The sequence below is a fragment of the Frankia torreyi genome (assembly GCF_000948395.1).
GTDB lineage: Bacteria > Actinomycetota > Actinomycetes > Frankiales > Frankiaceae > Frankia > Frankia torreyi.
On sequence record NZ_JYFN01000013.1, the window covers coordinates 115766 to 139155 of the forward strand.

A 23390-nucleotide genomic window follows, 5' to 3' on the forward strand; every position below is an offset into this window, starting at 1 on the left:
TGCGCGCGGCGTTGAGGGTGGCGAACAGCGCCGGCTCGCCGACCAGCTCGGTGGCACTCGGCTCCCGGACGGCCAGCTCGAAGACGTCGTCGTCGAGGCCGGTCACCTCCCGGCGGCGGGTCGTGATGTGCCGCCGGCGCCGGACGCCGAGCCGCGCGGCCCCGGTCGCCACGTAGAACGGCCGGGCGGCCGGGGTGCGCCAGTCGATCAGCAGGGGCTCGTAGTCCGCGTCCTCGTCGAAGATGCCCATCCGGCCGACGTAGCGCCGCTCGCCGCCGTCGAGGTCCAGCCGGCCGAAGCACAGGCCGTTCTCCGCGGCGGTGATCCGGGCCAGCGTCGCCGCGCACTCGGCGCTGGCCGCGTCCCGCTCGAACCGGGCCCGGGGCAGGCTCTCGGAGTGCCGGAGAACCGTCCGCAGCCGGGACGTGGTGCGCCGGCGAATCCCGTCGAGCCGATCGTAGAGAGCAGAGACGTATGCCTGCTCGGATGCAATGTCATCTGTTGACAAACCGGCCCCATCCCTGCTATTGTCGGGCGCGCATAAATCTATTTCATAGGCTGCCTCTGGTGAAGTCTAGTCAGCCGGTATCAGGCTTCCACAATCGTGCCGGTCTGGCAGCCCCGGCGGGCGATCGAAAGCCATGGCCTGTCGATTCTCGTGGCCATGCGCCGGTGTTCAGGTTCGCGCGCAGCGGGCCGCCAGCCGCTCGTAGGCGTCCAGCGCCCGCTCGTCCGGCCCGTCCATCGCTTCATTATCCGGCACCGGCGAAATGCTCGGCGGTGCCGCCCGTTCGGGGTATCGGCACCGGGAGGCGGGCCGGCTCGGCGTAACAGCCGCCGATCCACGCGAAGACACGCCGATCCCCTCCAAAGCGGGGGTGAGCGGGCGCGGGAAGGGCGACCCTCGCGGATGTGGAACGCACTTCCGAGAACGGCCCGGTTCCCACCCAGCGGAAGGCACCGTCGGCGCCGCTCGCCGCCGAACACGATCCGGTGCTCACCTACGGCAAGGAGGACGACGACGGGGTCCGGCCGTGGGCGCGCCACGACCGGACGATGGCGCAGACCGGGGTGCGCACGATGGCCCGGCGGCTGCCCGGACTGCTGCGGCTCGCCTGGTCGCTGGCCTGGGAGGCCGATCGGCGCGGCCTCGTCGTCATGGTCGTCCTGCGGGTGCTCGCCGGGGTGATCGAGGCGGCCGGCCTGCTCGCGGTCGCCGGCGTGCTGACCGCCGTGCTGCGCGACGGCCCGACGCCGCAGCGGCTGCACGACGCCCTGCCCGCCCTCATCCTCGTCGTCGCCGCCGGAACGCTGCGCAGCGGCCTGGCGGCGGCGACCAACCTGGTGCGGGTCCGTCTGGGCCCCCGGGTGGACCGGGTCTGCCACGTTCGGCTGCTCGACCTGTCCACCCGCACGTCGATCATGGCCTTCGACGATCCGCGCTTCGTCGACGACCTTGACGCCGCGGAGCGGGGCGCCGCCAGCGGGCGCCAGCTCGTCGACAACGCGATCGAGATGCTGACGTCCGCCGTCCATATCGCCGCCGCGGGAGGTGTGCTGGGCGTGCTGCACCCGGTGCTGCTGCCCCTGCTGGTGCTGTCGATCCTGCCGGACGGCTGGGCGTCGATGCGCTCGGCTCGGCTCGCCCACGCCTCCTGGCTGGGCCGGCTGCGCCAGGTCCGGCGCCAGTACATGCTCCGGTACCACATGACCGCGCGGGAGTGTGCCGCGGAGATCCGCTCGTTCGGGCTCGGTCGTTTCCTGCTCGACGAGTACACGATCCTTGCCCGCGAGCAGGAGGCCGAGCAGGTCCGCGTGGGCCGCGGACAGGCGCGGTACCGGCTGACCGGGGAGGCGGTGTCCGGGCTCGCCCTCGGCGTCGTCTACGGGACGCTGATCCTGTTGCTCAACGCCGGGGTGATGCCACTGGCCGCCGGCGGCACCGCGGTGCTCGCGATCCGCACCGGCCGCAGCGCACTCGCCTCGGCGCTGACCACCCTCAACACCGCGTACGAGAACTTCCTCTACTTCGATGAGTATCGCGCCTGGATCGCGCAGGCCAGCGGGCTGGTGCCCGAGCCGCGCGACCATGCGGCGCCGCCGCGGCCGGCGGTCGTCCGGGCCGAGAACGTCGCCTACACCTACCCGCGCACCGACACCCCGGCCCTGCGCGGCGTCACCGTCGAGCTGCGCCGCGGCGAGGTCGTCGCCTTCGTCGGGGTGAACGGCAGCGGCAAGTCGACCCTGGCGAAGATCCTCGCCGGCCTGTACGAACCGGACACCGGGACGGTGAGCTGGGACGGCGTCGACCTCGCCGGCGTCGACCCGGACAGCGTCCGGGAGAGCATCTCCGTGATCCCGCAGGACTACACGCAGTGGCCGATGTCGGCCCGGCTCAACATCGCCGTCGGCCGGATCGGCCGGCTCCTCGCGGACGGCCCGGACAGCGTCATCCCCGCGGCCCGCGCGACCGAGGCCGACGAGGTGATCGAGAAGCTTCCGCACGGCTACGACACGTCGCTGGCCCGCCAGTACAACTCCGGCCACGACCTGTCCGGGGGCCAGTGGCAGCGGATCGCCTGCGCGCGGGCGGTCTACCGGGACGCCCCGGTCCTCATCGCCGACGAGCCGTCCGCCGCCCTCGACGCCCGCGCCGAACAGACCCTGTTCACCCTCATCCGCGAGCTGGGCCGGGACCGCACCGTCCTGCTCATCACCCACCGCCTCGCCAGCGTCCGCACCGCCGACCGCATCTACGTCCTCGACGGCGGCCTCGTCACGGACCAGGGCAATCACGCCGAGCTGATGTCCCGACCCGGCATCTACCGCGAACTGTTCACCCTCCAGGCCAGCCAGTACGTCGACACTGAACCGCCCCGGGTCTCGTAGAGGGCCGGATGCTTAGACTTCGGCCCTGCCCACCACCGTGCCCTCGCCGGCACAAACAAGTGATCCGGGTAGGTCGAGTGGCGCTCGGCGTGCTTCCTGGCTGTCTCGGCGGAGCCGGTGTCTTCGAGGCGCTTCTGGTAGCGGCGTTCGTACTCCTCCTGGAACTCGTCCGAGCTGCGCTTGAGGAAGAGCATCCCGAAGATGTAGTCCCGGTACTCCGGGCCGGTCATGCGCCCGCGAAGGACGTCGGCGGCACCGAAGAGATGGCGCTCCAGCTGGGGGAGAGTGAGCAGAACCACGCGCGATGTCCTTTGGCTGATCACTTCTGAACAGAGGGGGCTCTGACGAGTCCGGATGGCGACCGTCCGCGAAGGTATGCCATCCACCCGTGGCCTTCGTCAGCGGGCAGCGGGGACGATGCCGAGCGAGACCAGCAGCCGCCAGACACCGGTCGACGGGTCCTGTCGCAGCGGCGGACAGTCCAGAGCGTGGCCGGAACGCGCAGACCACGCCGGCCAGGCCAGCGGCGGGGCACCGGCAGAACCATGATCCACCCGGTCGACGCTTGCCTGGCTGGCGCTGCAACCGCTGTGCGCACAGGCGTTGACGAGTGCTCGCGCGTTGGCGACCGCTGCCCGCTCTCTGCCGCGAAGGGCATCGCGCCGTCGAGACGTGATGCTCTTATCGTTTCGCTTGTCGTAATCTTGGAACGCTTCGGCGCCCAGAGCGCTGCGTAGCTTCTCGACCACGATCTTACTGCTGCCGCTCTGTGCGCCGGAGAACGGCTGGAAGTGCAGGAGCAGCCAGAGATCGAAGGACGGATGGGAGAAACCGATCTCGGCCTTGGCCTCGGCGGCGTCCTGGAAGGCTCGCTGGATGTCGGCGTCACGGTCGGTGCCGTCCCGGTCGAAGAGCACCCACGCCTCGTCCTCCGGCTCCGCATGCTGACGGGCCGCTGCCACCGTCGCGGTGGGCAGCATGCCGTTGCGCTGCCAGATCGGTTGGATGCGGAAGGGCGGGCGGTCCTTGTCGCCGTCTCCGAACTCCTTGTTCAGATAGTCCAGATAGCCGGGTTCGGTGGACTCTCCCTCGACAGCGACGTAGATGACCCGGACTCGCCGGGACCTGAGACCCGGTCCGCGATCCAGAGAGCGTTCGTCGTCGACTGACCCGCGTCGGCGCCGCCGCTGCGACGCTCCGCCGGCGTGACGGGCACCCCGCCCACCTCGCGCACTCACGCCGACGCCCTCGCCTCCTGCCGGGCCAGTTCACGCATCAACTCTCCCGCTGTGAGCCGCGGAGTCCCACCGTACCGGCCGCGCAGATAGCCGCGTTCCAGGTTCTCCTCCTTGCGCGGCTTGGCCTCGGTCAGGGCGTAGAGCTCGGTCTCTCCGGAGCGTCGCTTCGTCGTAATCCACACCTGGTCGCGGTCGAGGGGGCGGTCCAGCACCGCGTTACCCAGCAGCGTCGCGTCATGCGTCGTGAAGATCAGCTGGGCATCGCGGGGGTTGGATTCGGGATCCTGGAAGATCCTTACGACCTCGGCGGCCAACGTCGGATGAAGGCTGGAGTCCAGTTCGTCGACCAAAAGCACCGTTCCTTCGTCCAGGACGGTCAGCAGAGGGCCGAGGAAGGCGAACCAGGCGTGGGTCCCCAGCGACTCCTCGGTGAGGAAGTCCAGCGAGACCTCACCGCCGTGCGGCGCGCGATGACGAAGACTCACCTTCCCGCTATCCCGGTCGACGTCGATGCCGGTGAGGCCGAGGTCCGCCACGGCCAGCAGGCGAATGATCCGATCTCGGTAGCTGGCGGACTTCTTCGCGTCGGTCAGTAGGCGCTGCGTCCACTGGGTACGTGCGGCGATGTCGGCGCCCGGTGTCACCAGCCACAGGTTGTCCGTGAACCAGCGGTACAGCGCCGAGAGCTGCGGATCGTTGAGAGTCGCCCCGACCGTGAGGAAAAGCGCGTTGGGGCGGGTGAACTGGACGAGGGCATCACGCGTGCCCTTGAATCCGCTTCCTTTGAAAACGAATTCCTCCCCGCCGTCGTCGGCCCGCCCGGCTTCTCGGTCGAACCAGACATTGCGCTTCCCTCGCGGGTACGCGTGGAGCCATTCGGCTTCTACGCGCTCGTCGGACAGCTCGAATCCATAGGTGTAGCGGATGGGTTCGCTACCGAGTAGAAGATCCACTTCGAAGAGGCTCGTTTCCTCTCGGCAACTCGGGTCGAGTCCGAACGGTTCACGCGGGACGGCCCCGGGAGCCTTCGCCCAGTCGGCGACCGAACTGCGGACCGCCTCGCGCATGAAGCGGAAGGCGTTGAGGAGGTTCGACTTCCCGGACGCGTTGGCCCCGAAGACGCCGAGAACGGGGAGCACGCTCACCGACCGTCCCTGGGAGCGCAGCGGCGTGGCGCGCGCCGTGCCCTCGTTGAACTCGGTGCTGATCAAGGAGAGCTCGTGTTCGTCGCGGATCGACCGGTGGTTGGTCACTCGAAAGTGGAGGAGCATGGTCACCCTCCCGGCTGACACGGTCGCTGGTCGCGTCGTGAGCGACTCTACGCAGAAACTCTGCACTGAGCAGCCTATGACGTCGACTATCTCGCTGTCAGGCTGTCGACTCGCGTCGTCGAGCTTCGATCGGGTCCAAGGGGCGAGGAGTGCTGGTAAGGGTTCGAATGGGTTAGACCTGCAGATCTCAAGACGGGTTGGACTGAGGTGGTGGACAGGAATCGTTGGGCGCCTGCGAGGAGCCCTCTGGAGGCGGCCCGACGTCGACCCGGTTGCCGTCTGGACGGGTGACGCCCCCACCGTCCCGAACGCGAGAGGTGTCTGCGTCGGTACCGAGGGTAGTAGGCCTGGAGTCGACGGACCGTGGGGGGGACGCGATCACCATGACCGATCAGCAGACGGCGCCGCTCTACCTGCGGCGGGNGGGGNTCGATCCCNATCCCGAGATCATTCGTTCCCGGGACGCCGGCGGCGGCTGCCCGGTGATGACCCCGTTCGGGCTGTCCGCCGAGCTGGTGAGCCGGTACGACGACGTCCGCGCGGTGCTCGCCAACGCGTCCCGGTTCAGCAACGCCGAGACGGGCGTCTTCGGCGCCGCGGCCGCCGCCGTCGCCGAAGCCGGCCAGCACACCGGGCGCGGGCCGCACGGGGAGCGGCTGGCGGATCTGCGCGCCGGTCACCTGCTCGCCTACGATCCGCCCGACCACACGCGGCTGCGCCGGATGCTGACGCCGGAGTTCACCGGCCAGCGGATGCGCCGGCTGGAACCCCGCGTCGCCGCCATCGTCGAGGGTGCCCTCGACGACACCGAACGCGCCGGTCGCCCGGCGGACCTGGTGTCCACCTTCGCCCTGCCGGTGCCGTCCCTGGTGATCTGCGAGCTGCTCGGCGTGCCGTACGCCGACCGGGCGCAGTTCCAGGGCCGCACGCGCCGTCAGCTCGACGCGTCGCTGCCCGCCGCGCAGCGGCTCGCGCTGATCGGCGAGAACCGGGAGTACATGGCCCACCTCGTCGCGCGGGCCCGTAACGCGCCGGGCGAGGACATGCTCGGCATGCTGGTGCGCGAGCACGGCGACGAGCTGAGCACCGCCGAACTCGTCGGCATCGCCAACCTGCTGCTCATCGCCGGGCACGAGACCACGGCGAACATGCTCGCGCTCGGCACCCTGGCCCTGCTGCGCCATCCCGACCAGCTTGCCGTGGTGCGCGACGACCCGGCCCGCGTCGGCCCGGCCGTGGAGGAGCTGCTGCGCTGGCTGTCGATCGTGCACGCCGGCGCGCCACGCACGGCGCGGGCCGACGTGACGATCGCGGGGCGCACGATCGCGAAGGGCGATCACGTCCTGCTGTCGCTGCCGGCCGCCAACCGGGATCCGGCGTTCCTCGACGATCCCGACCGCCTCGACATCACCCGCGGTGCCGTCGGCCATGTCGCCTTCGGCTTCGGGCTGCACCACTGCCTCGGCGCGCCGCTGGCCCGGTTGGAGCTGCGCGTCGGCCTGCCGGCGCTGCTGCGCCGGTTTCCGGGGCTCGCGCTCGCGGTGCCGTACGAGCAGGTCGAGTTCCGCCCGCACTCCGTGGTCTACGGCCTGCGGTCGCTGCCGGTCACCTGGTGACCCGCACCCGGTGGGACGACGGGGGGCCTGGGGGCGGGGGGCGGAGTCGGCGGGCGGGGGCGGCGGTCAGGACGTGCAGACGCTGTCCGGGTGGCCGAAGCCCGGGGCGGCCAGGTCGAAGTCGACGACGTTGTTCGGTCCGCGGACGCCGTAGCGATCCAGGACGCAACTGCGGCCGGTCGTGGTGTCGGTGACGGTGATCCGCTGGTTGCCCGCGTAGAGCGGGCTGGAGATCCAGGTGGGCGCCCCGCTGCCGGTGTGAACGGCGAACGAGGAGATCGGGTAGCCCGTCGACGAGCGGGCCGCCCCGCCGAAGATGACGACCTTCGCCCGGCCGGGGGCGGGCGCCCGGCCGCCGACGGTCATCCGGCCGCCGAGGCGGGCAGTGCCCGGGTCGGCGAGCGTGGTGAGCGCGATCCGACCGACGGCCGCGGAGTAGGCCCAGCCGTTGGCCCGGTGGGTGAAGCGGTCGAGGTAGAACCGGGAGTGGACGTAGTCGCCGTCGCGACGCAGCTCCGGGTAGAACTCGAACGACAGCCCCGCCGTGCGCGACCCCCAGCCGGTCGACAGGCCGCCCCCGCGGACCAGGTCGGGTTGGACGTTGCCCATGAAGTAGCCGGCCGGGAAGACCAGCCCGCCACCGGCCGGGAACCGGGTGTAGGTGGCGTAGCTGCCCCGCTCCTGGCAGGCGTTGACGAACGTGTCCCCGGTCCGGGTCCGCGGGTCGTAGTGCTGGCAGGGCAGGTAGGGCCGGGCCGTCGAGCCGAGCACCAGGTCGACGCCGACCGCGCCGCCGATCGGGACGGGGCCGCCGCGCCGGTCGGTGAACCCCTCGAACGGCACGGCGACACCGTTGCCCCGGCCGGCGTCGCCGGTGAACCCGATGGTGTCCGCGGCCCGCGCCGTGCCCGGCTGCGTGACCACGAGCGCGAGCAGCCCCGCCACGAGCAGACAGATCCGCCGCCACCCGCTGGCCATCGCGGTGCGCACCGCGTCCCGGGACCGTTTCACCGTCATGTCGCCCGCCCCCGTCCGGGCGGCCCGGGCGGGCCGCCTTTGTCACAGCACATCGACCTTGACCATCCCGGCGCAGGCTTTTAGCTCAACTGACACCCAATCGTTGTCGATGCGCCATGTCGGTCGGGAAACCGAAGCCGCAGAGCCGTCGACCCGCCGCAACCGGGGTGCTGACGACGGCGACCAGCGTGTCTGGGGCGTGGTGACGAATCGTGGCAAGATTGTGCGATGAATGCGCCTGGACGCGGCGGCGAACGGCCGTCCGGTATGGATGCGGAGTCGACCGAATCCGCGGCGCGATGGGACTTCTTCATCTCCTACACCGCCGCTGACCGGGAGTGGGCGGAGTGGATCGCCTGGCACCTCGAGGTCGCGGGGTACACGGTGCTGGTGCAGGCCTGGGACTTCGTGCCCGGCAGCCATTGGGCGAGCCGGATGGACGAGGGCATTCGCGCCTGTGCCCGCACCCTGGCGGTGCTGTCCCGCGCCTACCTGCGCTCGGTCTACGGGCAGGCCGAGTGGGAGGGGGCGTACCAGGCGGACCCCGCCGGCTTCGCCCGCCGGCTGGTCCCGGTTCGGGTGGAGGACTGCCCTCGGCCCGGCCTGCTCGGCGGCGTGGTGTCGTTCGACCTGTTCGGCCTGGCCGCCGACGAGGCGCGCACGCGCCTGCTCGCGCAGATCGCGGCGATCCGCCGCGGCCGGGACAAGCCCGCGGCCGAGCCGCCCTTCCCCGGCGGCGCGCCCGCCGCCGACCCGTCGCGAGCGACGGGCACCCCCCGCTGAACCGCGGTCAGTAGGTGTGCCACTTCCGACGGGCGGGGCCGACGTTGCCGGTGGCGACGGGCCCGACCCAACGCAGGTCCGGGAGGTTCACGACGATCGCCTCCTGGGTGGTCCGGGCGATGACGACGACGGCCTCCTCGTCGGGGTCCGGGTTCTCCTCCCGGTGCGGCACCCACGGCGGCACGTAGATGTAGTCGCCCGGGTTCGTGTCGAGCCGGATCTCCTCCTCGTGCTCCAGGAAGACGAAGCTCGGGTGGCCGGAGACGACGTAGATGCCCGTTTCCGAGCGGCCGTGATGGTGGTTTGCGGAGGAGGTCGCCGCGGCGACGTGGGTCTGCCCCATCCACAGGTCGACGGACCCGACGGTCTTCCCGGACAACGCCTCGACCCGGCTCATCCCGGCGGTCTGCGAGGTCCGGTTGGACAGGCCGGCGGGCGTGACCTGATGCAGCCGCTGATGGAAGCTGTCCGCGGGCGGCGTGGACATGAGAACCTCCGAGAGGGAGTCGGTTCGGGGTCGACGGTCAGGGCTGGGAGCGTGCGGCGCGCCGGCGTCGGTAGTTCGCTGCGGCGGCCCTGCCCCCGCAGCGGCGCATCGAACACCAGCGCCGCCGCCCGGAGGGCGAACGGTCGAGGAACAGCGTCGCGCAGCCGTCGCTGTCGCAGGCCCGGACGCGACCGAGATCCGGCCCGGTGAGCAGGTTGATCGCGTCGCGGGCGATGACGGAGAGCGCGGCGCCCGCGTCGGGTTCCGGGACCGGGGTCCGTGTCCGGCCCCCCGGGCCGAGCAGGAACACCGGTGTCGGACGCCGGCCCGCCGCGTTGATCAGCCGGATGTCCTCGGGGGTGGGCGGCCGGCTGGCGATCAGACCGCGGGTGGTCTCGTTCACCGCCCCCCGCAGGTCACGTGCGGCGAGCAGGTCCGGCTCGGTGAGTCCGCCGGCGGCGGCCGGCAGCCCCTGTTCCTCGAACCAGCCGGTCAGCTCCGCCGGGGTGGCGAGCAGCTCGACGCGGCGCCCCGGCCAGTCGCGCACGGTCGCGACGAAGTCGAGACAGAGACTGCCCGCCCCCCGGTCGAACTCGGTCATCGTGCCGGACGTGAGCATCGGACGACCTCCTCGGGTAACGACGATCTCCGCGTGCTCCGCGTGTAACGATGATCTCCGCGGGTGAAGATGATCTTCTTGGGTAACGCTGCGTACGAAGATCACTGCAGTGCTACCGACCCGCCCTCGTCACCCCATCATGGGTTGACGAGGCCCCCTGCAGAGGGACGTTAGCACGAGAGTCTATGGAGGCGTGGGCTGATCGTCGCGGCGGGCGTCACCGGTTGATCTCTTGGTGATCCTCCTCGGTGGCGCGTCGCACCTGCCTCACCCGCGGCGCTGTGCGGTGCGGGGGAGTCCGACCGGCCGGTGCCGTCGACGCGGGCCCGGAGCGGACGGCGGGCCTGGAGCGCGGGATCGTCGGATGCGCACCGAGGGCCCCTGGGGGCGATGGGAGCCGACGGATCCGCCGGAGGTGACGGTGCTGTTCGCGGTGCTGGCCGAGCCGTGGTGGATCGCGGGTGGCTACGCGATTCAAAGCGCGGTCGGCCGGGGTCTCCGTGAGCACGGAGATATCGACGTGGCCGTCCTGCGGCGCGGGACGGTTACTGGGAAGGCCGGTGTGACCGGCGGGTCCGCCGTACGGTCGCAGCGCTGAGGAACGTCACCCCGGACGGCATTCTCTACCTCGCCCCCTATCTCGCCCCCGAGGTGCAGTTGTTCTACAAGGCGGCGGCACTGCAGCCGAAGGGCGAGCGCGACCTGGTCGCGGCGCCGCCGGTCCTCACCGCGGCGCGGCGCCGATGGCTCGTTGACGCGCTCGCCTTCGCGCATCCCGGACATCCATGGTGCGACCGCCTTTCGCCGTCACGGCATTAGGTGCGGGGACGGGCCGGTGGGGCGTCTTCGGGGTGCAGTGCACGACCCGGGTCTTCATTCATTTGTTCGTGATTGTCCGGCTCGGCCGCCGACGGGCTTTCCGGGCATGGCGGGGGCCGCCGGGGCCCGGCCAGGACCCTCGCACCACCCGGCCTGGTGCTGTGACGCCGGCCTGGTGCCGCAGCACCGATCCCTGGTGCTGGCGACCGCCAGGCGTCCGGCTGGCTGCTTGCGGTCAAGAAGGCCCGACGCGATTCCCGGTCGCAAGGTTGCTCCGGTGTGGGGGAATGTGACCTGGACTACGAGCCGAATGGCCGGCCGGTGCGATGCCGACCGGCCCGGCCGAGGGGGGAATTGTGACCCGCGCGACGCGGACACATTGTCCCTGCCTTAATGGGTGTGACCGGTGTTACGAATCGCAGCGATTGTGAGCGCCATTACTGTGGGCCGGGTCATAGCGGCTGTCCGGAAGTGTCGGACTGCAGTCCAGATCACGTCCACGGCGCTGTCGAAAGTCGCCCAGCGGGCGCACAATGGAAGCCGGAGGGTGACAGTGGCCCACCCTCCCGTGGCAATAACTTCAAGGAGTTCTTCATGCGTACCCAGAATTCCGTTGTTTCCTCCCTGCGTACGTCGCTCACCTCGCACCGTGCTGCGCGGGCCCAGCGTCGCGAAGTGGCGATGCTGCTGTCCGACCCCGAGCTCTCGCCGTCCACCCGTCAGGAGATGGTGGCGATCCTCACCCGCGACGAGGACGTTCGGACTTCCGTCGCCGTTCCGTCGCAGCGGCGCGGGGGGGCGTCGCGCGAGCACGCCGACGCGGGGTCGTTCCGCTCCGCCTGAGCACTCCGCCTGAGCGCTGCGCCGGAGAAGGCCCACCGTCAGGCCCGACCTCGCTTTTCCGGTTCTCCGTTCCTCCCGGTAGCCCGCCGCGGACCGCGGCCTGCTTCCGTCCGGGAGTCGCGGCATCACGAAGCCTCCGTGGATCCCCTCCGCCGCGGAGGCTTCCTCTTTCCTGCGGTGCACATCGTCAGATTTCCTGCGGTGCACATCGTCAGACGGCNGACCAGCCGCCGTCGACGCTCAGCGTCGCCCCGTGAATGTTGGCGGCGTCGTCGCCGGCGAGGAACACCACCGCGCGGCCGATCTCCGCCGGCCTGCTGGGTCGCCGCGAGGGCGCCCGCGCGACCAGGGGCGCGATGCGGTCGGCGTACTGCTCGATGCGGCGGGTCAGCGTGGGGCCGGGTGCGACGGTGTTCACCCGCACGCCCGCCGGACCGTACTCGGCGGCCCACGACTTCGTCAGCGAGTGCACGGCCGCCTTCGTCGCGCTGTACAGGGCCGACCCGCCCATCCCGACCAGGCCGTTGATGGAGCCGATGTTGATGACGGCTCCGCTGCCGCGGGCCGCCATGGCGGGTGCGACGACGCCGGTGAGCAGGAACGTCGCCGTGACGTTGAGGGCGAGCGCGGCGGTGATGAATGCCTCGCCCACCTCCGCGGTGGGCTTCGGCGAGATGATCATAGCCGCGTTGTTGACGAGGATGTCCGGCACGCCACCGACGGCGTCGCGGGCGGCGTCGGCGAGCGCCTGCACGGCGGGCGCACCGGCGGCGAGGTCGGCGGGGACGAACGTGGCCCGCCCACCGGCCGCGCAGATCGCCCGGGTGACCTCGGCGCCGCGCCCGGCGTCACGACCGCTGACCACCACGTGGGCACCGGCTGCGGCGAGCTCGGCGGCGATCGCCGCGCCGATGCCGTCGGTCGAGCCGGTGACGAGAGCGCTGCGTCCGGCCAGGGGTGTGATCGACATTCGGGGTTCCTTCCGGCGGTGGTCTGCTCCACCGCTGCAGGTCGTGGGCGTCGGCTGGTGCGCGGCCCAATCTGCCCGGGATAAACTGGACCCGCAAGTCCAGAAATGGCTGGCGGGAGGAGCGGACGTGCCGACCAGGCTGACGTCGAAGGGCAGCGCGACCCGGCAACGGATCATCGAGGGGGCGGCGGCCGAGATCCGCGAGCGCGGGGTCATGGCGACCACGCTGGACGACGTCCGCGCCCGCACCGGCACCAGCAAGAGCCAGCTCTTCCACTACTTCCCGACCGGCAAGGAGGAGCTACTGCTGGCCGTGGCCCGCTTCGAGGCCGACCGGGTCCTCGCCGACCAGCAGCCCCAGCTCGGCGAGCTCACCTCGTGGCCGGCGTGGCTCGTGTGGCGGGACAAGGTCGTCGCCCGCTACCGCGAGCAGGGGCGGCACTGCCCGCTGAGCGTCCTGGTGTCGCAGCTCGGGCGGAGCACCCCCGGCGCTCAGGCGGTCGTCACGGAGCTGATGAACCAGTGGCAGGCGCAGATCGCCACCGGCATCCGCGCGATGGCGCGGGCAGGCGAGATCTCCCCGCTGCTGGACGCCGAGCGCCACGCCGCGGCGCTGATCGCCGGCATTCAGGGCGGCGTGCTCATGCTGCTGTCCACCGGCAGCACCACCCATCTCGAGGCGGCCCTCGACGTCGCCATCGACGCGCTACGCCGCCCCTGACCCCCGCTGGATGTCGGCCAGGTGATGGATCCCCTCGTGCAGCGCGTTGCGGAGCAGCCAGCGGGCGGTGCGTTCCTCGCCGGGTAGGCGCGCCACCGTCCGTTCCCAGTCCTGCGGCTCGACCCGGCCGGCTTCGTCGCGCAGGCCCTGAGCGTTGGCGGCGAGCTCGGCCAGCACCGCCGCCGGGTCGAGCTCGTTGTAGCGGAACCGGCGGGCGCGCAGGTCGTTGAGCATCGGCTCGACGACGGGCCGGACCTCGGTGCGGGCCCGGTGCAGCCGGATGGTGGAGGTCGCGAGGACGTCCCGCAGGTGGCAGGCGTACTCGAGGACGGACCACGTGCCGGGCGAGAGCCGTTGCCGCAGCAGATCGGGGCCGGCGGCGGTGACGGCCTGCGCCACCCGCGCCGGCAGCGTCGCGAGTTCCGCCAGGACATCGTCCACGGTGCGCGTCGGGTAGGAGAAGCCGCAGTCGGCGCACGCGTGCGTCTCGCCCACCAGTGCGGGCGGGCCGGTCGGGTGCCCCGCTGACGGATAACTGATCATCACGCCATCGTAGGCGGCGCACGGGGCCCACCGGCCGGCGAGAGATCGCCGCCGACCGGCCGAGGCGGTGCCCATGGCGGCGGCCCGGGAGGGGGCCGGGGGAGGCCCGATGGGACTCGATCGCTAAAGAATGTAGTGAATTATGCGCATCGCTCGACACTGCGCCCGTCGACGGGAAATGCTGGCCCTCGCGCTACAGCTACAGGTGGGAGGCGGCGGTGACGACGGAATCGACGACGACCGCGGGCGAGACGACCGCGGGCGAGACGGCGGCGGGCGAGACGGCGGCGGGCGAGGCGGCGGCGGACAAGGCGGCGGCGGGCGAGGCGGCGGCGGACCGGTCGGTGGTGGCCGAGGGGCCGGTGCTGCTCGACGTGGGCGGCGACGGCGTCGGGGTGGTGACGCTGAACCGGCCGGAGCGGCGCAACGGCTGGAACCCCGAGATGGAGAACCGGTACTTCGACGTCCTCGCGCAGGCCGATCGCGACCCGGCGATCCGCGTGCTGATCGTCACCGGCGCGGGCACCACGTTCTGCCCGGGGGTCGACACCGGCCGGCTCGGCCAGATCGCCGGCAAGCCGATGGACACCACCGGCCGCCGCTCACCGGTGCGGGCCTGGTCGGTGCGCAAGCCCATGATCGCCGCTGTCAACGGGGCCTGCGCCGGCATGGGCCTGGTCCAGGCCCTGCTGTGCGACGTGCGGTTCGCCGCCCGCGGTGCGCGGTTCACCACCGCCTTCGCCCGCCGCGGGCTGGCCGGCGAGTTCGGCATCACCTGGCTGCTGCCCCGCCTCATCGGGCAGGAACGGGCGGCGGACCTGCTGCTGTCGTCGCGGGTGTTCGACGCCGACGAGGCCCGCGAGCTCGGCGTCGTCACCCGGGTCGTGGAGCCCGCGCAGCTCCTGCCCGCCGCGCGCGCCTATGCCGCGGACATCGCGGCGAACTGCTCGCCGGTGTCGCTGGCGCTGATCCGCCACCAGCTGCGCACGGACAGCACCGGCGAGCTCGACGCGGCGCTCGGCCGCACCTACCGGGCGATGGCCGCCGCCGCCGTCGGCCCGGACTTCCGCGAGGGCATCGACAGCTTCCTGGCGAAGCGTCCCGCGTCGTTCCCCCCGCTCGCCGACGACCTCGACCCGGCCGCGATCACCGGCGCCCCCCTGCCCGAGCTGGACTTCGACCCGTCCGGCGCCGTGAGCCGGTCCTGACCAGCAGAAGGAGACCCCGATGACGGCCACGGTGCACATCGACATGTCTGGCAAGGTCGCGCTGGTCACCGGCGGCGGCTACGGGATGGGACGGGCCTCGGCCCGGCGGTTCGCCGAGTGCGGCGCGGCGGTGGTCGTCGCCGACATCAACCCGGACACGGGGGCGGAGACGGTCGAGCTGATCCGGGCCGCGGGTGGGCAGGCGACGTTCGTCCACGCCGACGTCGGTGAGCCGGACGCCGTGCGGGACATGGTCGACCGCACCGTCGCCACCTACGGGGGCCTGGACTACGCCCACAACAACGCCGGCATCGTCGAGTCCCAGGACCCGGTCGTCAGCTACCCGGAACAGCTCTGGGAGCGGATCCTGCGCACCAACCTGACCAGCGTCTTCCTGTGCCTGAAGTACGAGATCCCGCGGATGCTGGAGCGCGGCGGCGGGGCCATCGTCAACGTGGCGTCGGAGTCCACCTACAAGGGCAACGTCGCCGACATCGGCTACACGGCCAGCAAGCACGGCGTGGTGGGCCTGACCACGGCCGCCGCCCTGCAGTACGCCCGGCGCAACATCCGGGTCAACGCCGTGGCGCCCGGCAACGTGGACACCGGCATCGTCGAGCGGGCCCGCCAGTACCTGACGCCGGAGCAGTTGCGGGCGATGGAGCAGGCCCAGCCGATCCGCCGGCTCAGCCGCCCCGAGGAGATCGCCGAGGTCGTCGTCTGGCTGTGCTCGGACGCCGCCGTGCTCGTCAACGCCGCCAGGATCGCCGCGGACACCGGCTGGCACGTCGCCTGACCGAACGCCGGGCGGCGCCGCCGACGTTGCCGCGGCGCCGCCCGGCGAACAGCGTCAGCGCCAGGTCCAGTGCGGCTCGCGCTTCTCCAGGTAGGCGCGGCGAGCCTCCCCGGCGTCGTCGAGGCGGCTGACCCGCGCGGTGTAGTCCTGCTCCAGCCGGTAGCCCTCGTCGAGGGGGAGGTCCTCGACCCGGTTCATCGACTCCTTGGACAGCCGCAGCGCCAGCGGGCTCTTCGCCGCGACCTCCGCGGCCAGGGCGCGCGCGGTGGCGGCGAGCTCCGCGCGGGGCACCAACGCGGCGGCGGCGCCGAGCCGGTAGAACTCGGCCGCGGGCACGCGCCGGCCCGTCAGCGCCATCTCGCGGGTCTTCATCGGCCCGACGAGGCGCTGCACGTGCCGGGTGCCACCGAGGACGCCCACGTCGATCTCCGGCAGGGAGAAGAACGCCTCCTCGGCGAGGACCACCAGGTCGCAGCAGCCGACCAGGGCGGCCCCGGCGCCGACGCACGCGCCGCCGACCGCCGCGACGACCGGCAGCCCGCCGTCGCGGATGCCGGCGAGGCAGCCGCGCACGACGGAGCCGGGATCGATCAGGTCGGTCAGGCTCTCCTCGGGCAGCAGCTCCCGGCGGGTGTAGCGGCGTTCGGACTCGGTGATGTCGGCGCCGGCGCAGAAGACACGCTCGAAGTCCGAGGCGAGGATCGCGACGGCGGCCTCATCCCCCCGACCGAGCTCGGTGAACACCTGCCCGATCTCGCGCATCATCGGCGCGCTCAGCGCGTTGCGCGGGGGGCGGGCGAGCGTGACCGTGGCGATGCGGTCAGCGATCTCGACCCGGACGAACTTGGGTTCTTCCACCGCCGGGGCTCCTTCGGGTGACGGGCGAATGTTTAAACGATATGACTATCGGAGGGGTGCGTGCGACGCGAACGGCCCGGTGACGACGCAAGCGGGAGGACACCATGACGATGGGACGCGCGGCGACGACCTGGCCGGGAGCGCGGCGGTGACGGCGCCCGCCGCCGCGGGACGCCTCGCCGGCAAGGTCGCCTTCATCACCGGAATCGCCCGCGGGCAGGGCCGCTCCCACGCGGTCGCGCTCGCCCGCGAGGGCGCGGACATCATCGGCATCGACCGGGCCGCCGACGTCGCGACGATGGGCTACCCGCTGGGCACCGCCGACGAGCTCGCCGAGACCGTCGCCCTGGTCGAGAAGGCCGGCCGGCGGATCATCGCCCGGGTGGGCGACGTGCGCGACCGGGCGGCGATCGTGGATCTGCTCGCCACCGGCGTGCGCGAACTCGGCGGTCTGGACATCGTCGTGGCGAGCGCCGGAATCTCCCCGCCCGCGCGCCGGCTGTGGGAGATCCCGCCGGAGCAGTGGGACGACGTGATCGGCATCAACCTCACCGGCGTCTTCCACACCCTCGCCGCGTCCGTCCCGCACCTGCTCGCCGGGCGCAGGGGCGGGTCGATCATCGTCATCAGCTCGGGCGCGGCGCTCAACCGCGTCCCGAACCTGTCCGACTACGTCACCACGAAGAACGGCGTGATCGGGATGGCGATGTCACTGGCCAACGAGGTGGCCCACCGCCAGATCCGGGTGAACGTCATCGCACCGGGCACGGTGAACACCCCGATGGTCACCGAGAACACCCAGCAGTTCCACCTGTTCCGCCCGGACCTGCCGAACCCGACGGTGGACGACTGCCGGGAGGGCTTCGCCGCGTCGATGCCGATGGGCCGGCCGTGGCTCGAACCCGAGGACATCTCGCAGGCCGTGGTGTTCCTGTCCAGCGACGAGGCCCGCTGGATCAGTGGCGTCGTCCTGCCCGTCGACCAGGGCAACACCAACCGTCGCTACTGACCCGGCTGCTCTGCCTGACCCGCCTGCCCTGCCTGACCCGGCCGGGTTCGGGCGGGCCGCACGAGGTTGACGGTCTCGAAGACCGCCCGCAGCCCGCCGTCGGCGCCGTAGAGCTCGCCGCGGCCGAGGATCCGTCCCCGGGCCGCCTGCGGAGTGTGGACCCGGTAGAGGTGCCAGTCGCGGACGTCGAGGTCGTCGAGGTAGGTGACGGTCTGCGTGAGGACCACCGCCTGCAGCTCGGCGCGGGGTGGCAGCGGTATCCCGCCGTGGAGCATCCCGTCGGCGATGGCGAGCGTTTCCACGGTGTGCGCGATCAGGGCCCGCCAGAAGGTCGGGTCCTCCGGGGCGTCGGCGATGCGGGTCCACAGGTCGAGCTGGCGTGGCGCCCGGCGCGGCATGATCGCCGCCTCCCAGGGCAGCAGCGCGCGGCGGACGGGTTCGGCGTCGGCCGGGCGTCCGAGGTCCGCGGCGGGGGAGTCGAACCGGTGCAAGTCGGGGGCGTCCCCGGTGAGCATCACCTGCGCCCGGCTGAGCTGGTCGCCGCCCTGGCGCAGGGACAGGGCGAACGACTCCACCGACCGGCCTCCGGCGAGCCGCTCCACGTCGATCTCCAGCGGCAGGTCGGCGCGGCCGCCATGGATGAAGACCGTCTGCAGGGTGTGCAGCCGCTTGCCGGACGCCAGCCGCTCGGCGAGGACGACCTGCTGGCCGAGCTGCTGCGCGCCGAGGACACCCCCGTGCCCGCTCGGCACGCACCGCGCCGCCGTCGTGGGCAGCGCCGGCGTCAGGTCGAGCACCCGCAGCAGCTCCGGGAGGGTGAACAACGTCTGCACCCAGTCCGGCTCGTAGCGCGCAGCGGCCACGTCAGCGGCGGCGAGATCGTGCCCGCCGCCGGCCTGCGCAGCGACGATGATCTCGTTCGTGAGCTCTGCCACGTCGATGTCCTCGCCCTCTGCCGCCCGACCCGGCGCCTTACTCCCATGAATACCGGGGGACACCGTCGGCGGAGTCGTCGAGTGGCTGAGTGCACACGGAAAATGATCAGCGGTTGCCGTCCGGTTCACGACGGTTCGTGCACGATGTCCCCCGGAGACGGCATGCTCTCGCGCAGATGGACATCCGGGCGCTAGGCGGACATCCGGGCGCCAGGTGGACATCCGGGCGGACGTGCGCAGGATCGCCGGGTCCGGAAGGCCGGGACAGGACGAGGACGGAACGAGGGGCGAGGCATGCCGACCACTCGGACGCTGAAGACGCTGAACACCGTGCACCGGGCTCTCGTGAAGGTCACCCGTGGCCGGCTCGGCTGGCGGGCGGGCGGGATGCCCGTCCTGGAACTGACCACCACGGGCCGCCGCAGCGGCCACCCCCACACCCTCCTGGTGACCTCGCCGCTGCGCGAGGGATCGACCATCGTCCTGGTTGCGTCGCGGGCAGGCGATGACCGTCATCCGGACTGGTTCCTGAATGTCTGTGCGAACCCGGAGGTGACGGTGCGAGCCGGGGGCGGCCCGTGGCGGCCGATGCGGGCCCGGGCGGCCACCCCGGCGGAGCGCGAACGACTGTGGCCGCGCGTCATCGCCGACAACCGCTGGTACAGGGGCTACCAGTCGAGGACGGACCGGGTGATCCCGCTGGTCCTGCTGGAACCGAGCTGATCGACCGGCCGAACCGTACGCTGCCCGGGGTTCCGGTGGACAGCGTGAGACCGAGGGAGTGAGGAAGGTTCTCCACACCGACAACCCGCGCTGGACCGTGGCCGACGTGCCCGATCAGCGTGGACGCACGGCCATCGTCACCGGCGCCAACTCCGGCCTCGGCTTCGAGACGGCGAGGGTGCTCGCCGAGCATGGCGCCACCGTCATCCTGGTCTGCCGCGACGCGGCGCGGGCCCGACTGGCCGCGGCGCGCATCCGGGTCGGCATTCCCGCGTCGGATGTCCGGGTGGAACAGCTGGATCTGGCCTCCCTTGCCTCCGTGCGCTCGGCGGCCGAGCGGATCCGGGCGGCACACCCGCGCCTGGATCTGCTCATCAACAACGCCGGGGTCATGTGTCCGCCCCCGGGGCGCACCGAGGACGGCTTCGAGCCGACGTTCGGCATCAATCATCTCGGTCACTTCGCCCTGACCGGCCTGCTGCTCGACCGGCTGGTGGCGACGGCGGGATCGCGGATTGTCACCGTGAGCAGCCTCGTTCACCGGTACGGGCGGATCGACGTCGATCACCTGCGCCGGCTGCCGTCGGGCGAGCGGCCGGGCGGTCGCAGGCGCTCCCGTCGGCCCTACCCGGATTCGAAGCTCGCCAACGTGATGTTCACCTTCGAGCTGCAACGCCGCCTTGCGCAGGCCGGCGGGTCGACCATCGCGGTGGCCGCGCATCCGGGCATCGCCCGGACCGAACTGGGCCGCGGTCTCACGCCCGCGGCCCGGGTGTTCCTGGGCGCGCGCATGGCACCGGTGATGTCCTGGCTCATCCAGGGTCCGCGGGTCGGCGCGTTGGCGACGGTCCGGGCCGCGGTCGATCCGGGTGCCCGCGGCGGCGAGTACTACGGCCCCGGCGGACTGCTGGGCAGCACCGGTCTGCCCGTCGTCACCGAGGCCAGCGCGCGCGCTGCGGACGTCCGCCGGCAGCGCCGGCTGTGGGAGGAGTCCGAGCGGCTCACCGGAGTCACCTACGACCTGCGCGAACCGGCCCGGCCGCCCACCACCTCGCCCGCACGCCCGTCGCTCGTCTCACCGTGACGTCCTCCCCCGCCCGACCAGGCGTCCTACCACCGCACAGTCCGCTGGAGCTTCGACCTATCTGGTTGGTGATTTTGCTGCTTTGAAGATCAGGGTGCACGCAAGAATCCCGGAGCTGCCGGCGGTGATGGCGGACCTCGTGTCGTCGAACGCAAAGATTTCGAAGGAGACTATGACCGCGGTGAGTAGCAGGAGAAGTGTGCCGCAGATTCTGGCGCGTTTCCTGGTGTCCAACCGTTTGGCCATCCTTACGAAGCCGGGCCTCGTGGGTGCGAACTGTTCCTCGCTCTTGTTCCCTGAAAGAGGAGGGAGAGTCCGAACGCGCAGTGCATGGAGCCCAGAAGGAGCTCATGTCGAATCACGAGCACGATGCAGCCGTAAACTGCCATCGGTACGCCCAGTGATATGAACAGATGTGGCCGCGATCGTCTCATCTCATTCCGAGGCCCAGTCGACGGGCGGCTGGCTGCTCGCCTGTGCCAACGGATGTGGGTGGGCGTCGCCTTGCGTCATGGGTCTCCGATACTCGTCCGCGGCTGCCGGCAGCCAAAGGTGAAAATAATGCACCTAGGTTGGTGATTGTATTCGCGTCCGCGCCGGTCTGTGGCCGGTGCGCCACTCTGCGCGCAGTGGCAGCCGTGGGACGATCTGCCGCGATGCCGGTGGCCGAAAGCAGCGGACTCAGATCTCCTCGGGCGCCTCGTCAAGGAGCGTGTCCTGGAGGTACAGCGGTACCAGCGACTCCCGCAGCGCCGATGTGGTGCGCCGGATCCGATCGTGGATCGCCAACTGTTCGTCCAGTGCGCCCATCGCCGCGCCGATGCGCCGCTGCCGGTCGGTGTCCGGAAGGAGGAGCGGCAGGGCGCGCATGGTCGCGGCGGTCAGCGATCGAACGGTCGAGCCGCCGGCATTGCCGACCAGCCACCGCTGTACGCGGGGATGTCCCAGATAAAAGACCAGATAGCTCGGGTCGAGGGACGCGTCCGGTCGCAGACGCAGGCAGGACGTGCCGAGCAACCAGCCGTCGTGCTCCTCGGTCACCAGCCCGCACCGGCCGATCTCGCCGGTTCTGGTACATACGACGTCGCCCGGTGCCAGCAGGTAACGATCCAGCGTCTCGGCCACTGACGGATCGACGAAGTCGAGGTGATCCCGCACGATCCGGTTCTCGCTGATGTTCCTCGGCTTGATGACGGGAACATCGGAGGAGTTCCCTCCCCCGGAGCTCACCGCGCCGGAAGGGCCGGCGAGCACGTCGCACACCTCACCCAACTGGCACCGGCTCCAACCGGCGGGAGTCCCGTAGAGCAGATCGGCGGCGGTATCTATCTGACGTTCCGCCCGCTCGTGCGAGTCGATCGACCGCTGTAGCAGGTTGCGTAGGCTGTGGCGCAGGTCATCGGCGTCGGCCCGGTTCCGATCGAGATCGACGGGAGCCGAGGCGGCGATCAGATAGCGGCCGGGATTCAGCACGTATCCGTCGTCTCGTAGCCGATCTCGGGCCACGGCCCGCGACAGCACGTCACCCGAGGTGAACGTCGATCGATCGCGGTACGCCGCCGTGATGCGCTCCAGATCCTCCTCGCGCAGGACCCGATGGTTGCGGCCGTCCATGGTGCCGGCCGCGTGAGCGTCAACGAAGAAGACATCGTCGTCACCGTCCGACCCCCGACCCCGCAGCAGCCAGAGCGTCACGGCGATCGCGGTGGAGTGGAACAGTTGAGGTGGCAGCGCGATGACGGCATCGACCACACCGTCCTCGACCATGGCGGCCCGGATGGCCCGCTCCCGGGAGTTCTCGGATGATCCGGCGCCGTGGGGCATGAGGACGGCGGCACGGCCGCCCTCGGTGAGCAGGGCCAAGGCGTGCTGCAGCCAGGCGAAGTTCGCGTTGTGTCGCGGCGGAATGCCATATCGCCAGCGCAGGTCACCGACGTGGTAACCGTCAGTCCAGTCCGACATGTTGAACGGTGGATTGGTCAGCACCAGATCGAAGCGCCGCTGTGTGTCCCAGCGGTACAGGGGCGGCTCGACCCGCACCTCGCGGGTAGCGATGTCGTGCAGCGTCAGGTTCATCCCCGCGAGCCATCCCAGGTGGCCAACCGTGCCACCGCTGACCTTCAGCTTCGCGGGCGCTCCGCACCGGGTCCGGACATGGTCGACGGCGCCTACGAGGAACTCGCCCAGATGACAGAATGGATCATGAATTCGCTCGCCGCCGATCGGGTTCGTCAGGCGAACTGCCAACCGAACCACCGAGTCCGGCGTGAGATGCCCCCGCCGGCCGTCGGCAGCCGCGAACCGGGACAGCAGATCATCGGCGAGCCAGCCGGCGATCGGCGCGTCTCGGATGCCATCCGGCCCCGACGACGGATCCAGACGATCTAGGATCTGGATGGCCGTCGCCAGATCTGCGTGGTCGGCAGAGGGCCCGCCAGTGGTCCACGCATGCCGCGGCAGCGGTTCATGCCCGCCTGCCAACAGCGCGCTGTTGACCAGATCATCCGCTCGTCGGGGCAGGTCACGGTCGGGGGCGTACCTGAGTTCCCTGAGCTCCGACCATCGTGACGCGTCGTGAAAGCGGAGGTAGAGCAGCCCGAAAGCCAACATCGACGCCTCGGTCCCATTGATCCCGCCGAAGTTGCGGTAGGCTGCGAACGCCCGCCAGAGCCGTCGACCGGTATCCGGGGGAGGGGCGACCCGCTCGGGCGATCCCAGGTTTCGACGGAACCGGATCCCATAGGTGATCCCCGCATCCTCAGTAGGCTGTCGATCTTTTTCCGCAACGATCCGATGATCGAGCCAGGCGGCTACCTCTGGGGCGGGGTAGACCTCCCGTCCCATACGCCGTTCGGCCGCGGGAAAATCCGGATGCCGACGTCTCCAGTTGCTGACCGCCGCCGGTTTCACCTCGGCGAGCCGGGCGATCTCGGCGGCCGTGACGAGGCGCACGGATCCGGT

The 23390-nt window shown here is 71.3% G+C and carries 22 protein-coding genes and 1 pseudogene; 12 read left to right on the plus strand and 11 right to left on the minus strand.

Annotated features, from left to right (window positions below; translation table 11 throughout):
• The first annotated feature begins 912 nt into the window (after positions 1–912).
• A complete protein-coding gene (locus FF36_RS10755; RefSeq protein ID WP_044884859.1) occupies positions 913–2889 on the plus strand; it encodes an ABC transporter ATP-binding protein in 1977 nt (658 codons plus the stop codon).
• Here FF36_RS10755 and FF36_RS32625 read toward each other — a convergent pair.
• The 3 genes from FF36_RS32625 to FF36_RS10770 form a co-directional block, all read right to left on the minus strand.
• Positions 2823–3188, minus strand: a complete 366-nt coding sequence (locus FF36_RS32625) for a type I restriction-modification system subunit M N-terminal domain-containing protein (protein ID WP_055866318.1) — start codon at positions 3186–3188, stop codon at positions 2823–2825. The genes FF36_RS10755 and FF36_RS32625 overlap by 67 nt on opposite strands.
• A 99-nt stretch (positions 3189–3287) precedes the next feature.
• On the minus strand, positions 3288–4127 hold the full coding sequence (locus FF36_RS10765) for an RloB family protein (protein ID WP_044884861.1): 840 nt from the start codon (positions 4125–4127) through the stop codon (positions 3288–3290).
• On the minus strand, positions 4124–5338 hold the full coding sequence (locus FF36_RS10770) for an AAA family ATPase (protein WP_199865368.1): 1215 nt from the start codon (positions 5336–5338) through the stop codon (positions 4124–4126). Before FF36_RS10770 ends, FF36_RS10765 begins: the two co-directional genes overlap by 4 nt.
• 1112 nt (positions 5339–6450) lie before the next feature.
• Between FF36_RS10770 and FF36_RS41435 the strand changes: the two genes are divergently transcribed.
• Positions 6451–7014: a cytochrome P450 gene (locus FF36_RS41435; protein WP_242422425.1), complete on the plus strand. Its 564-nt coding sequence runs from the start codon at positions 6451–6453 to the stop codon at positions 7012–7014.
• A gap of 66 nt (positions 7015–7080) precedes the next feature.
• Here FF36_RS41435 and FF36_RS10780 read toward each other — a convergent pair whose 3' ends face one another.
• Entirely contained in the window at positions 7081–8031 is a 951-nt protein-coding gene (locus FF36_RS10780) for a hypothetical protein (protein WP_044884863.1), read from the minus strand.
• Positions 8032–8298: 267 nt separating this feature from the next.
• Here FF36_RS10780 and FF36_RS10785 point away from each other — a divergent pair, with 267 nt between their 5' ends.
• Complete coding sequence (locus FF36_RS10785; protein WP_044884864.1) at positions 8299–8814, plus strand: toll/interleukin-1 receptor domain-containing protein; 516 nt, start codon at positions 8299–8301, stop codon at positions 8812–8814.
• Positions 8815–8821: 7 nt separating this feature from the next.
• Here the strand turns inward: FF36_RS10785 and FF36_RS10790 are convergent, their stop codons facing one another.
• Both FF36_RS10790 and FF36_RS10795 read right to left on the minus strand, forming a co-directional pair.
• On the minus strand, positions 8822–9301 hold the full coding sequence (locus FF36_RS10790) for a cupin domain-containing protein (protein WP_044884865.1): 480 nt from the start codon (positions 9299–9301) through the stop codon (positions 8822–8824).
• A gap of 37 nt (positions 9302–9338) precedes the next feature.
• A complete protein-coding gene (locus tag FF36_RS10795) occupies positions 9339–9920 on the minus strand; it encodes a CGNR zinc finger domain-containing protein (RefSeq protein WP_044884866.1) in 582 nt (193 codons plus the stop codon).
• A gap of 364 nt (positions 9921–10284) precedes the next feature.
• On the opposite strand from FF36_RS10795, the gene FF36_RS35905 reads away from it, so the two are divergent.
• Positions 10285–10518 (plus strand): nucleotidyltransferase domain-containing protein, encoded by a 234-nt coding sequence (locus FF36_RS35905; protein ID WP_044884867.1) that lies wholly within the window; start codon positions 10285–10287, stop codon positions 10516–10518.
• A gap of 815 nt (positions 10519–11333) precedes the next feature.
• Positions 11334–11582 carry a hypothetical protein gene (locus FF36_RS34870; protein WP_128423290.1) on the plus strand — a complete coding sequence of 83 codons (249 nt, stop codon included), beginning with the start codon at positions 11334–11336 and terminating at the stop codon, positions 11580–11582.
• Between the two features lie 221 nt (positions 11583–11803).
• Here FF36_RS34870 and FF36_RS10805 read toward each other — a convergent pair.
• A pseudogene (locus tag FF36_RS10805) lies at positions 11804–12768 on the minus strand (SDR family NAD(P)-dependent oxidoreductase); the annotation flags it as partial.
• Between FF36_RS10805 and FF36_RS10810 the strand changes: the two are divergent.
• Positions 12680–13273 (plus strand): TetR/AcrR family transcriptional regulator, encoded by a 594-nt coding sequence (locus tag FF36_RS10810; RefSeq protein ID WP_044884869.1) that lies wholly within the window; start codon positions 12680–12682, stop codon positions 13271–13273. The pseudogene FF36_RS10805 and the gene FF36_RS10810 overlap by 89 nt on opposite strands.
• Here the strand turns inward: FF36_RS10810 and FF36_RS10815 are convergent.
• On the minus strand, positions 13259–13816 hold the full coding sequence (locus FF36_RS10815; protein ID WP_044884916.1) for a DinB family protein: 558 nt from the start codon (positions 13814–13816) through the stop codon (positions 13259–13261). The two genes, FF36_RS10810 and FF36_RS10815, sit on opposite strands and share 15 nt — an antisense overlap.
• Positions 13817–14034: 218 nt before the next feature.
• Between FF36_RS10815 and FF36_RS10820 the strand changes: the two genes are divergently transcribed.
• Together FF36_RS10820 and FF36_RS10825 are read left to right on the plus strand one after the other, a co-directional pair.
• Entirely contained in the window at positions 14035–15024 is a 990-nt protein-coding gene (locus FF36_RS10820; protein ID WP_063870379.1) for an enoyl-CoA hydratase-related protein, read from the plus strand.
• Positions 15025–15043: 19 nt separating this feature from the next.
• A complete protein-coding gene (locus FF36_RS10825) occupies positions 15044–15820 on the plus strand; it encodes an SDR family NAD(P)-dependent oxidoreductase (protein ID WP_044884870.1) in 777 nt (258 codons plus the stop codon).
• 54 nt (positions 15821–15874) lie between these two features.
• Here the strand turns inward: FF36_RS10825 and FF36_RS10830 are convergent, their stop codons facing one another.
• Complete coding sequence (locus FF36_RS10830; RefSeq protein WP_044884871.1) at positions 15875–16678, minus strand: enoyl-CoA hydratase-related protein; 804 nt, start codon at positions 16676–16678, stop codon at positions 15875–15877.
• 148 nt (positions 16679–16826) lie between these two features.
• On the opposite strand from FF36_RS10830, the gene FF36_RS10835 reads away from it, so the two are divergent.
• Complete coding sequence (locus tag FF36_RS10835; RefSeq protein ID WP_044884872.1) at positions 16827–17687, plus strand: mycofactocin-coupled SDR family oxidoreductase; 861 nt, start codon at positions 16827–16829, stop codon at positions 17685–17687.
• On the opposite strand, the gene FF36_RS10840 is transcribed toward FF36_RS10835, so the two are convergent.
• A complete protein-coding gene (locus tag FF36_RS10840; protein WP_044884873.1) occupies positions 17681–18622 on the minus strand; it encodes an acyl-CoA thioesterase in 942 nt (313 codons plus the stop codon). The two genes, FF36_RS10835 and FF36_RS10840, sit on opposite strands and share 7 nt — an antisense overlap.
• A gap of 294 nt (positions 18623–18916) precedes the next feature.
• On the opposite strand from FF36_RS10840, the gene FF36_RS10845 reads away from it, so the two are divergent.
• Both FF36_RS10845 and FF36_RS10850 read left to right on the plus strand, forming a co-directional pair.
• Positions 18917–19345: a nitroreductase/quinone reductase family protein gene (locus tag FF36_RS10845; protein ID WP_044884874.1), complete on the plus strand. Its 429-nt coding sequence runs from the start codon at positions 18917–18919 to the stop codon at positions 19343–19345.
• Between the two features lie 58 nt (positions 19346–19403).
• The gene (locus FF36_RS10850; protein ID WP_044884875.1) at positions 19404–20429 is read left to right on the plus strand and encodes an oxidoreductase; all 1026 of its coding nucleotides are present in this window, start codon (positions 19404–19406) and stop codon (positions 20427–20429) included.
• Between the two features lie 681 nt (positions 20430–21110).
• Here the strand turns inward: FF36_RS10850 and FF36_RS10855 are convergent.
• Positions 21111–22685 carry an N-6 DNA methylase gene (locus FF36_RS10855; protein WP_242422426.1) on the minus strand — a complete coding sequence of 525 codons (1575 nt, stop codon included), beginning with the start codon at positions 22683–22685 and terminating at the stop codon, positions 21111–21113.
• Here FF36_RS10855 and FF36_RS37675 point away from each other — a divergent pair.
• Positions 22584–22817: a hypothetical protein gene (locus tag FF36_RS37675; RefSeq protein WP_242418669.1), complete on the plus strand. Its 234-nt coding sequence runs from the start codon at positions 22584–22586 to the stop codon at positions 22815–22817. The two genes, FF36_RS10855 and FF36_RS37675, sit on opposite strands and share 102 nt — an antisense overlap.
• Positions 22818–23390 lie beyond the last annotated feature (573 nt).

Coding starts and splice junctions, on each gene's coding strand:
- FF36_RS41435 (WP_242422425.1), top strand. CDS start 6,451: ATGCTGGTGCGCGAGCACGGCGACGAGCTGAGCACCGCCGAACTCGTC.
- FF36_RS10780 (WP_044884863.1), bottom strand. CDS start 8,031: ATGACGGTGAAACGGTCCCGGGACGCGGTGCGCACCGCGATGGCCAGC.
- FF36_RS10785 (WP_044884864.1), top strand. CDS start 8,299: ATGGATGCGGAGTCGACCGAATCCGCGGCGCGATGGGACTTCTTCATC.
- FF36_RS10790 (WP_044884865.1), bottom strand. CDS start 9,301: ATGTCCACGCCGCCCGCGGACAGCTTCCATCAGCGGCTGCATCAGGTC.
- FF36_RS10795 (WP_044884866.1), bottom strand. CDS start 9,920: ATGCTCACGTCCGGCACGATGACCGAGTTCGACCGGGGGGCGGGCAGT.
- FF36_RS35905 (WP_044884867.1), top strand. CDS start 10,285: ATGCGCACCGAGGGCCCCTGGGGGCGATGGGAGCCGACGGATCCGCCG.
- FF36_RS34870 (WP_128423290.1), top strand. CDS start 11,334: ATGCGTACCCAGAATTCCGTTGTTTCCTCCCTGCGTACGTCGCTCACC.
- FF36_RS10815 (WP_044884916.1), bottom strand. CDS start 13,816: ATGATCAGTTATCCGTCAGCGGGGCACCCGACCGGCCCGCCCGCACTG.
- FF36_RS10825 (WP_044884870.1), top strand. CDS start 15,044: ATGACGGCCACGGTGCACATCGACATGTCTGGCAAGGTCGCGCTGGTC.
- FF36_RS10845 (WP_044884874.1), top strand. CDS start 18,917: ATGCCGACCACTCGGACGCTGAAGACGCTGAACACCGTGCACCGGGCT.
- FF36_RS37675 (WP_242418669.1), top strand. CDS start 22,584: ATGGTCGACGGCGCCTACGAGGAACTCGCCCAGATGACAGAATGGATC.